At 41.7% G+C, this 10,075-nt stretch carries 10 protein-coding genes and 2 pseudogenes; 3 read left to right on the top strand and 9 right to left on the bottom strand.

What is annotated here, in order from left to right:
* Positions 1-575: 575 nt before the first annotated feature.
* The 3 genes and pseudogenes from H6G97_RS37770 to H6G97_RS37755 all read right to left on the bottom strand — a co-directional run.
* Positions 576-773: pseudogene (locus tag H6G97_RS37770) on the bottom strand (ISLre2 family transposase); the annotation flags it as partial.
* A gap of 324 nt (positions 774-1,097) precedes the next feature.
* Positions 1,098-2,486, bottom strand: a complete 1,389-nt coding sequence (locus H6G97_RS37760; RefSeq protein ID WP_190945820.1) for an aminoglycoside phosphotransferase family protein — start codon at positions 2,484-2,486, stop codon at positions 1,098-1,100.
* Between the two features lie 363 nt (positions 2,487-2,849).
* Complete coding sequence (locus H6G97_RS37755) at positions 2,850-3,047, bottom strand: hypothetical protein (protein ID WP_190945819.1); 198 nt, start codon at positions 3,045-3,047, stop codon at positions 2,850-2,852.
* A gap of 423 nt (positions 3,048-3,470) precedes the next feature.
* Here H6G97_RS37755 and H6G97_RS37750 point away from each other — a divergent pair.
* Positions 3,471-3,650 (top strand): annotated as a pseudogene (locus tag H6G97_RS37750) (YdcF family protein); the annotation flags it as partial.
* Positions 3,651-3,660: 10 nt separating this feature from the next.
* Here the strand turns inward: H6G97_RS37750 and H6G97_RS37745 are convergent.
* Positions 3,661-4,350 (bottom strand): protein kinase family protein, encoded by a 690-nt coding sequence (locus H6G97_RS37745; protein ID WP_190945818.1) that lies wholly within the window; start codon positions 4,348-4,350, stop codon positions 3,661-3,663.
* 497 nt (positions 4,351-4,847) lie between these two features.
* Between H6G97_RS37745 and H6G97_RS37740 the strand changes: the two genes are divergently transcribed.
* The gene (locus tag H6G97_RS37740) at positions 4,848-5,411 is read left to right on the top strand and encodes a plasmid pRiA4b ORF-3 family protein (protein ID WP_190945817.1); all 564 of its coding nucleotides are present in this window, start codon (positions 4,848-4,850) and stop codon (positions 5,409-5,411) included.
* A 255-nt stretch (positions 5,412-5,666) separates the two neighbouring features.
* Here the strand turns inward: H6G97_RS37740 and H6G97_RS37735 are convergent, their stop codons facing one another.
* The 5 genes from H6G97_RS37735 to H6G97_RS37715 all read right to left on the bottom strand — a co-directional run bounded on the left by H6G97_RS37735 (position 5,667) and on the right by H6G97_RS37715 (position 8,888).
* Complete coding sequence (locus H6G97_RS37735) at positions 5,667-5,810, bottom strand: hypothetical protein (protein ID WP_190945816.1); 144 nt, start codon at positions 5,808-5,810, stop codon at positions 5,667-5,669.
* Positions 5,786-6,319 (bottom strand): GNAT family N-acetyltransferase, encoded by a 534-nt coding sequence (locus H6G97_RS37730; RefSeq protein ID WP_190945823.1) that lies wholly within the window; start codon positions 6,317-6,319, stop codon positions 5,786-5,788. The genes H6G97_RS37735 and H6G97_RS37730 overlap by 25 nt, the downstream gene beginning before the upstream one ends.
* A 110-nt stretch (positions 6,320-6,429) precedes the next feature.
* The gene (locus H6G97_RS37725) at positions 6,430-7,296 is read right to left on the bottom strand and encodes a GNAT family N-acetyltransferase (RefSeq protein ID WP_199349924.1); all 867 of its coding nucleotides are present in this window, start codon (positions 7,294-7,296) and stop codon (positions 6,430-6,432) included.
* A gap of 113 nt (positions 7,297-7,409) precedes the next feature.
* Entirely contained in the window at positions 7,410-8,363 is a 954-nt protein-coding gene (locus H6G97_RS37720) for a hypothetical protein (protein ID WP_422394249.1), read from the bottom strand.
* A gap of 168 nt (positions 8,364-8,531) precedes the next feature.
* Positions 8,532-8,888: a helix-turn-helix domain-containing protein gene (locus tag H6G97_RS37715; RefSeq protein ID WP_190945815.1), complete on the bottom strand. Its 357-nt coding sequence runs from the start codon at positions 8,886-8,888 to the stop codon at positions 8,532-8,534.
* A 214-nt stretch (positions 8,889-9,102) separates the two neighbouring features.
* On the opposite strand from H6G97_RS37715, the gene H6G97_RS37710 reads away from it, so the two are divergent.
* Complete coding sequence (locus H6G97_RS37710) at positions 9,103-9,894, top strand: hypothetical protein (RefSeq protein ID WP_190945814.1); 792 nt, start codon at positions 9,103-9,105, stop codon at positions 9,892-9,894.
* Positions 9,895-10,075 lie beyond the last annotated feature (181 nt).

Below are 10,075 nucleotides of genomic sequence, written 5' to 3'. Positions count from 1 at the left end.
AGGTTGATTTGTCTAGAAAGAGTAACTCTAGAAAATCAAGGTCACTCTTTTTAGAGTATCAAAGTATGGACAATTCCCCGTTAGCTATACACTTGCAGAAATTGACCTAGAAACTTAACTCCTGGGTCAACCATCAAAAAGTTGCAAGTTGGTTGTTTCACCGAAATCATTCAATGGCGTAAGCGAGTATTCGTTCCAACTGGCGAAAAGGCTGCATCTTTTCTGGCGGTTGTAATTGAAATTCTTGCTTAAGGCTTTAGCCACTCTATCTAAAGAGTGGCTTATTTTTCAGCTAGGTGAATGTAGCTTTATGTTCAGCCACAAAGTATAAGACACTTAATCAGTACATAAATACTATAAAAAGAAATAAAGATCAATCTGTCCCAAATCCAAAAGACAAAGAAGCAAAGATACATGGCAATGGGAGCAACGCGATTTTCTGAAGTTTGGGAAAAACAAGCGACAATGCTAATGCTCTGCCGAACATCCTTGCGATGCCTTCTCTGCGAGAGGCTTTGCCAACGGCGGGCGTAGCCATCGCTAAAACATAAATTTAAGTAAAATGTATAAAATGTTCAAGCACTGCTGGGATTAAGGAAAGAATTAAAAATAGAGTTACAAAAATTGTCCCAATTACCAGCTATTAATTGACATCGCAGATTTAACATAATCTGGGCATTATCTTGAAGCCAAAATTTACTGTTCCCTTTCATGCGTAAGTTAACAGCTTGACGAATTAAACTCTCAACTGCACCGCTACCTAGAGGTAGCTGATTGACAACAGCTGTGATTTGGTGCTGTAAACGGACTTTTGGCAGTTGACGGTAACGTGCTTGCCGTAAACCGAAAGCATTTATTGCTTGTGATAAAGTTCCTTCAACACCAGCAATATCAAGAGTTTTGAGATCCATCCTTTCGCATCTCTATTGCTTTCGTCGCGGCTGTTTCAATAGATTTGTATGAGTTCAGTTGTGTCACATCCTCCACACAAAGCCAGAAGGCGTATAACGTTCCGCTTGAGTGGCTGCAAAAAACCGGGAGCAATTCACGAAAATTTTTCGGTAGTCCACTCAAAGCAAATTGTTATACCGTATCTGCTATGAAAAAATTTGCCCAAGCATCATCTTTAGATAATAGGGAACAGTGTTTTCAGTCTCCCAGCGATGAGCCAATTCCAGATGCTGAATAATTTCGTAACTGACGATAGCGTGATACAAAGCAGCCAAAGGCTGCGTTGTTTGAAATATAGAAGTTAGTTGTTTCATTGGCAAGTACACTGTCCAAGGCTCCAAATAAGCATTGCGTAGACGCGCTTGTACATTTACTACATTAGGAAGTTCTTGTGCAATATCAAACAGAAAGAATCCTGCATCGAAAAACGGATGAGAAACTGCACTATCAGACCAATCGAAATAAATATTGCTTTGTTGCGCGTCAATCACATTTTGACAATAAAAATCTCCATGTACTAAGGTTTGAGGTACACCACAAGTTTCCAAAACTTCACACCATGACAGCAGTTGAGGTATGAGAGTGCGTAACTTCTCCAAGTCTAACTGTTCGAGAAATGGATCATTCTGAGGGAGCAGTAACGCAGCATCATCTGCAAATAACGGTTCTATTCTTTGAGCAAGCTGATTGATTCGTCGGTCAGGAAAACCAACATCTAGTAACTGATCAACCTGATTCGCCATCTGAACTTGAATTTCAGCATATCGCCGTAGTGCTACCTCCCATCGAGAAACATCAACCGCTTGACCCAAATGCTGACCCTCAAACTCTCTCATCAACATCCATTGTTGTTCTGTATTTACAGCGATTACTTTAGGCAAGTAATCGGGATAAAGTTGAGACAGAAAATCAGTGAAGGTAGCTTCTGTGCCAAAAATCCCATACGCAGCCTTCAAATAAAGTGTTCCATCTGTTGTTCTGACACACAACAAACAAGAGCGAGTTTGAGATTTAACTTGCTCAATCGGAGTAGTTGCACTCAAACTTAAAGCCTCAAGTTGCCGATTAATCCAAATTGACGCTCTATCAAACCAGCCCAATTTTGCCCAAGGTACGCGCATTTCTGGAATAGAATTACTTTGAATTTCAGCAAACCAGGAATTAAGAATCTGATAAAGCTTGGGAATTACAATTAAGCGGTTTAACTCATTCGACTTCACCCAATGAGCATGTGTGGGTAGTATCCAATCCAAAGAATGATTTTCCATTGCATACACCCTGCACCCAGTATTTGTATCTGAATAGTAGTCTTCATAAAAACAGCGCAGAGTCGTAACATTTAATCCAAGTTGATCATTCATGGTTTGATTGATGTGACTTACCATGCCGAAATGATGCTCATAAGGCACAAAACTTGGTAATGACCAGCCATCCTCTCCAGCCAGCAGCAACACCTGTAACTCAGTGGGATGGGGAATGATGCAGTAGTAGTCAAAATGGACATTCGGGTAGTGAACAACAGCTACTTGGCTCATAACTTGGTACTCCTCTTTTATCAATTCGCAGCAATGACATAAGAGAAGCCTTATAACTCCATATAGAAATGCTTCGTCCAATCCTTGCAAGGGACAGATACAATTTCTCTAGTATTTATTTCGTTCTAAAGGGAGTTACAAGGCGTTGCTAACGAATAAACATAAGTACCAAATTCGCAACATTTAGCGATTGCTCAATTGTAGAGCCTTTTACTAAAATTCTGGAATATCTTGAAGCCCAATACTGCTCGGCATTTACGCTTATCAAGCGTGCCATTCGATTTAAAACCTTTCCCCCTTACCCAATAAATCGCCTAGTCACGAAAGCGAACTACTAGTTATCTAGTTATATAGATAAATAACTCATTTGCGTCCAAGGCTGTTGCGGGAGCTATGCGGTTTTGTCAGATCCGGTAAAGAACAAGCGATCGCAACTCTTTCTTCAAGAATTTTCCCATTCCACTCCGTGATATTCGTCAATTCTAAACATTTTGTCACCTCGGAAGAAAAGTTTGATAATGATTTGCTCAAATCTAGAGTTGCACATATACTTTTTTCCATTAAGGTAGATAATCCCTGTCTCAAAATTATTGCTCAAAGGGAATCCTAGCTTTTTTGGGGTCAAAAAAGAGAGTCTTGCAACTTGTGACTCAAACTCATCTTTCCTTTTTAAGTGTTAATACGGTTTAACAAGTATAATTTTATTTGCATTGCGGGGAAAATAATTTAGCAATGGCTACGCCCGCCGCAGGCATCGCACCTTGTTTACCGGATCTGACAAAACCGCATAGCTCCCTGTTGTCTTGAGAACAACGAGGCTACGGCTTTGCAGTGATTGGATTGCTAATGGTAAAGCCATTCACCTATGGCGCTACTTTTCTCCAAAACTGCTCCAGCTTTCGTCTAGAGCAGTTTTATATTGCACAGTATAAACCGGATTCTGAACCCTAGCTAATGGTGAATCATATAACAGTATAGGATTTGTTTCTGATTGTTAGCGATCCATTGCACATGAAGCGAGCAGTATTAATGGCACGAGGCTTAGGGATGGATGCATACTCGTCTCCCACACCAACTACCCGTTATCGCAGTTTTCACAGTCAGATGGAGTTTTTGAGCGGAGAAACTTATTTTTACATTGTCTACTTAGTGTTTAAAATCTAGCTGGAGTTACTTACTTAAAACAAGTTAATCTTAGGAGTAGTTGATAACAAGAAGTTTTGAATGAGCTTGCCAGACGATAACTTTTGCGGAGCATATTTAAGGTCGAGTATGGCACACGCAATCGAAGTGAGCGCAACACAGGACGATATAACCAGTAGTAAGCTTTTTTTAAGTCATTCCATTTTGAACAGGCTTCTGGATGCAGAAAATCTGAAATGTCTACAACTAACCCTCTACTCTGATGCATCATCACATTACGACCGTGGACATCATGAGGGTGGAGTCCGCGACTTCTAGCATAGTCCAAAGCTTTATCGATATCCCGTATTACCTGCTGAGGAATTGGTAAGCCCAAGTGCATACAATCGTACAGAGTTGTTCCATAAAGCCGTTTCAAAATTAGAAAGCTATCTTTGGCGTACAAACACTCAGAAAATGCCGGATGAAAACCTAGACGACGGTAGACTTCTACTTCCTCTTCAAAGCCTGGTCGTCCTGGGGCATAAATTTTAACTACACACTCTGCGTAATCGGGGTGATAAACTACCGCAGCATAATTTCCTTTACCAAGCAGCCGCCAAGGTTGTGGAAGATAGCTGACCTGAATGGGATTACGGGGATTGACACTTTCAATTTGTAATCTAGGCAGTAGTTCCTGATAAATGCTTTTGACTAACCGTTCTGGGAGCAATTTGTTCATACCGGAAAACTACTTGATTTATCTCAACTATTACGGCAACAGTTGGAATTGAGCTTAATTTTGAAATGGCAATCCTTATATTGTGACAACACTAGCAATATGAAGCCATTGTGGATAACTGGCATAATCTTAACTGCGATCGCTTGAGCTATCATCACCGCTATCTTGATTTTCCAAAAAACTAACTAGCTTTCCATCGCGCTTACCGAAGAATAGATAGCTACCCAACTGGCAGATGAGGATAGTATTACAGTTCGTCTTTCCTGATGGCAGTCAAATGTTAGTTGAGCTTTGTGGACAAGTCAATTTTTCGCGATCACTGGCTTGGGTAGACGCTTTTTTCTCACAGGGTGCAATCTGGGTACTCTTACCGTAAAATTGCCACTTCACTTCATCTCTTGAAGACAACGGTTAATGATATTGTCAAACTACATCAAGTTTCGTCAAATGCAACAATTAATAGCGCAAATTTCATACCTGATATTGAGCAACCAACTATGGCTTCCTTGAAACCTGCTTCTCCTCAAACTGTTTACCAACTCAAAATTACCCTCAAGAACATTCGACCCCCTATTTGGAGAAGGATACAGGTATTAAGTTCAACGACGCTTCAACAGCTACATCTAATTGTGCAAGAGGTAATGGGCTGGGATAACTATCATATGCATTCATGGACGATTGCTGGCATTGATTATGGTCAACCTCAACCTGAGTTTAATGTGCGTTCAGAAAAGACTGTAAAACTAAGCCAGGTGGTTAAGGGAGAGAAGTCCAAATTCTTCTACACTTACGATTTTGGGGATAGCTGGGAACACGAAATTTTGGTAGAAAAAGAACTACCATCAACTCCTGATACAAATTATCCTGTATGCATCACTGGGAAGCGTGCTTGTCCTCCTGAAGATTGCGGTGGTTCTTGGGGCTATGCAGAGTTATTGGAAATTATTAGTGACCCGTCACATCCAGAGTATGAAGAGAGGATGGAGTGGGTAGGTGAAAGCTTTAATCCAGATACCTTCGATATCAATGAAGTTAATCAAAGGTTACGAGAATTTCAATGATTTATCAATATCCTCAATAACAGTTTTGGTAGCTCAATCTGCAATTTTTTTTTATGAAATGCTTTCTAGACAACCTTTTCAGGCATTACGTGGCGGCTGGTGACAGCTTCGCTACTTTTATCCCTTTTTAATTAAAATTTTATTTTGTAGAATCACTTACAGCATTGTGGCATTGCTTCTTTGTTGTATTAATCTTTAATTTCTGACTCCAGAACCTTCAACAATTTCTCTGACAAAGATATCAAATAAGCACGTTTAGGCTTCTCCAGCATGTCCAAAAACTTCTGTACAGAATCTTCCAGTGAACTCGAATACACTCGACTGATGCGATCGCTGTTTGACGACACCATCAACACGTTGCTTTTCTCTGCTATCTATCGCGTTAAAGTAGGCTGCCAATCTTCACGACTAATACTGTAAATCAGTGCCTCAGCGCCAAATATTTTTAGCGTCTCCTCAAGTCTCTCACCTAACTTTTGTGCTACCCGCTTTGAAGCTTCATTTTCTGGGCGAATCAGGCTGATGACATCAGATTGACCTAACTTTTCAAAAGCATAGTCCATCGATATTTTTGCGGCTTCTGTGGCATAACCTTTTCCCCAATATTCTCGGCGTAATGTCCAACCAATTTCTAATCCAGGCCATCCCTCTGGTTTCCAGCAACCAATTCTGCCAATCATTTCACTGCTAGCGCCTTCTTCAACTGCCCACATTCCATATCCTCTCAAATGCCAATGTCCTAACATCATTGCTAAACTTCGCCATGACTCCCCACGCGATAAAGGTCGTCCATTGCCGACATAACGCATAACTTCCTCATCACCGCACATCTGGGCATATGCATCAAGGTCTTCTTCTCGAAATTCTCGCAGTATAAGCCGCTCAGTTAAAAGTTGAGGAATCAGCATCGTAAAAAGATTTTTAATTTGTGGTCGCTGACGATGTGCTTCTGGTAAGTTGATTTTGTTGGATAAAGTCAAGCTTAGAAGGGATAACTGATTGGTGAAATAATACTTAGCTAACCAACTTCTAGGCTAGTCACAGCAAATACACGATTTTTTATAGGCAAGTTAGGAATTTCTTTATTGTACATTCGAGCAACTTCAGAGACTGGCTTCATCCCGTAACGTTGAGCCAGCTTTATCGCTTCGGAATTAGCATCTGGCACATCAAGAAACACCAAAGCATCACAACCAAAAGCAAGCAAGGCGAGTAAGAGTTGCTCGGCAATTTGTTCATTGTCAGCATTCAACGGCCCAATCCGGAAACCTGTGTGGCTTTGGCGGATGACTCCATAACCAACAATATGCCCATCTTTAACAACCCCATATGCAACACTGTTTGGTTGCTTTATCCAAAGTCGTAGGAACTGCTCACGTTCAGCCGGAAAAAGCTTTTGATCATAAGCAACTAACTGCTCAAAAGGAACAGTTTTTAGTTCTACAACGCCGTCCGGTACAACGCCTCCGCCTACAGCTTGATAACGAATATGACGGTAGGCGATTTGAAAACCTGATTTCTGGTAGTTCTCCTGTTGAGCAATCACTCCATCTAAGCTAATGTTACGCTCAGTACCAAGATATTCCATTGCTGCCTTCCACATTTTCATGCCAAAACCTTGTCCACGAAACTGCGGCTTGACAATATAAAAGCCAATAACAGCAAACTGCTTAGAGTAAGCAACAGCGGAAATACTTGCTACAAGTTCATTATTCAATCCCCCCACAAAAAAACCGCATTGATCAGCTTGGTAAAAACATTCAGCATCATAAGTTCCTGGATTCCAGCCCTCAACTGCTGCCCAATCAATTACCAAATCTAATTCTGACCTTCTCATTGGTCGAACAGTAAAATTGTCTATTGTCATTGGTGTTATCGTGGTCATAACATTTTTCTACTTTTATCTTATTGCACAGCGATCCCTGCAAGCTCTTTCCCCCTCAGTCACACCCCTCATGCCGCAGTTCATGAAGTGCTTGGTGCAGTCTTTGATGAGCATTAATCGTTGAGGCAGTTATCTTTCTCGTATTCAGACTCTAGAACACTCAACAATTTCTCTTCCACAGCCGTCAAATAAGGCCGATTCAGCTTCCCCAACGACTGCAACAGATTTTTGACTGTCTCCTCAAGCGAATCCGAATACAATCGACTGATGCGATTGCTCAAGGACTGCATCTGCTGACACTCTTGCGGCAGGTAGTTAAAGGACTTCAAGTGTTGTAACCCAACGGTGTACTCGCCATCCCACATTTTCACCGTGCAACTAAAGTCATTCACCGCGCTGACAATAGCCCAGCATCCACCCTTTCCTCTGAGTTCCGGGTTGTCCTTAACTAAGATTTGGCAGACTTCGCCAATCCGGTAGGTATTTGGTACTTGGGTTCGTTCCATGATGCGCTGCACAACATCTTTAACGATCCGGTGCGAGGGTACTTTCCCGTTGGCAGACTCTACAGCTTGCTCCCATGCTTCAGGCTGAATATCCGGGTCAAGCTTAGACAGTGGCCTAATTTGCCACTCATTTGTCGGCAAAATGTGATCGTTCCGATCACATTTTTGCTCTAAGTTATCAAATATTACTGCTGCATCCATTAGAAGATAAGACTGCCGACGATTATGGCCAAAGCGATGGCTTCGCCAACGCCAAGGGCGAACGCGGCAATACTCCTCAAAGGTTTTGTGAGTAGAGCGATATAACCTGCGATCCCGTAATTCCATTAATGCCTTCCCTGCCTCAAAAAACGCTCTTTCCACACGGCGCTCTAGGTGAAGGCGATCGCGCTGTTCTTCCTCTGTCAACTCTGGAACTTCAACAGCAGTAACCGTAATCGTTGCTGAAGCGGGATCTGCTTGCTGGGAGATATCCTCATTTGCAGAGCTAGCTGGTGGTTTTGAGCCACTGGATGCGCCAGAGGTGGCTTTTTTGGGTTTACGAGGTGGTTTGTTCATCATTCCACCTTTAATTTGTCAGTGTTTAAGCAGGAATTGAGTTCTGCCATTATGTAACTGTATTAGCTAACATCACCTCTGTTGAACCAGCAGTTACTTTGTCCTAGTCAATGAACTGTACAGTAGTTAATGGATTGACAATTATTTTTTAAATAAATTTCTATTTAGTTTTCATGCTGACCTTTTTTCAAATGGCAACACTATGCTACCGACAGATTTTGTTGCTTTCTTGTTGCTTTGAGATTTAGACTCATCTACAGGACTATTTTGCTCCGTGGCTGGAGTAATTGTACTTATGGGTAGTTGTGAGTTTTCCTCATCATCGTCCGGTACACGAACTAGTAACTCACCAACTTCGCATTGTAAAATTTTGCACAACTTATCCAGCGTATCTAAAGGTATTGACTTAGCTTGTCCATATTCAATTTTTTGAACATTAGTCAATGACATCTCTAATCGTCTTGCTAGTTCGTTTTGCGAAAACCCTCTGGCGTTTCTAATTTCTTTAAGTCTTACTTCCACAGCCATAATTTGAATTCATATAAATAGACTAACCCACTCTCAGAAGTCTATCTATTAATAGTATTTATTGTAAATGTTTATCACATAACCAACTCTTATCTTACCATCTATTGTATTACCCACTATTAGTTGGTAAAATATAAATAACAGAGGGCAATCACTAGTCCTGGAAAAACTTAGCGCGATTGCCCTTTGTCCTTACATTCAAGGAATTTATATCATGACACATCCCAAGTACACACAGCAAGCCCTTTGCCGCTATAATCTACCCCGCATCAAAAGAATCGCTGCCGAACTCGGCGCTACACCCATCGGCGACAGAAGAGCGACTGAAACCTGGGTAAACGCAATCATCACCCACCAATCCACCAAGCTTCAGAAAGTTGACAACCAAGCCCTCGCCCAAGCCGAACTCGACCACTTCATCGCTGACCAAGCCCAAGTTGTAGCTCCCGAATCCCTCACAATAGTCGAAATCTCGTTTGACCATCACGAATATTACGCTGATGACAAACTGGTAGCCAGCATCAGCCATGACGATAACCATTTAACGCAACGCTGGGTAGTCATGGTCAACGATAAAGAAATATTTCGTGCCAACACTCTAATGCGTTGCGATCGCTTCATCTGCACTCACTACAAAGATGGCTCATTACCTGTGCAGGAAAAAGAAACAACACCCTGCACCACTGGTAACGAAATCATGGCGCAGATTTTCAACGAGTGCGAGAAGTACGGCTTTGAAATCCTCGACGATGGGATTTACCACAACGACGTAAAACTGGGCGAGGTTGGCTGTACTGACGGCAGTTGGTGGGTGATGCGTACTGGGGAATGTCAGAAAATGCCCTGTGCCTCTGCGGTGGAAGCAGTTCAATCGCTCTCGATGGTGAACGTGTCTACTGATGATAAATCCATTTTTGATAAATATTTTTTAGAGCAACCCTTAGAACAGCTAACTGGCGATAAATTGCAACGGCTGCTGGAGAGAACGGAGTTAGTCACGGCGTAATTCAGTAGTCAGAATCCAGGAGTCAGGAGTCAGTAAAAAAACAAAGAGCAGGGTGCAGAAGTTAATAACTGTAGGTTCGCTCATTTTGGAGGAGTGAGAAGTAATTATGTCTTGCACAGCTTGGAATTTAGCTGATAAAGGGACTCAGGCATTTTCATTAATAAAAGAATCTGTTTTTGAA

It is taken from the genome of Nostoc flagelliforme FACHB-838 (genome assembly GCF_014698065.1).
Lineage (GTDB): Bacteria > Cyanobacteriota > Cyanobacteriia > Cyanobacteriales > Nostocaceae > Nostoc > Nostoc flagelliforme_B.
Note: the sequence above shows the minus strand (reverse complement) of the source record. Positions and strands in the feature narration are given on the sequence as shown.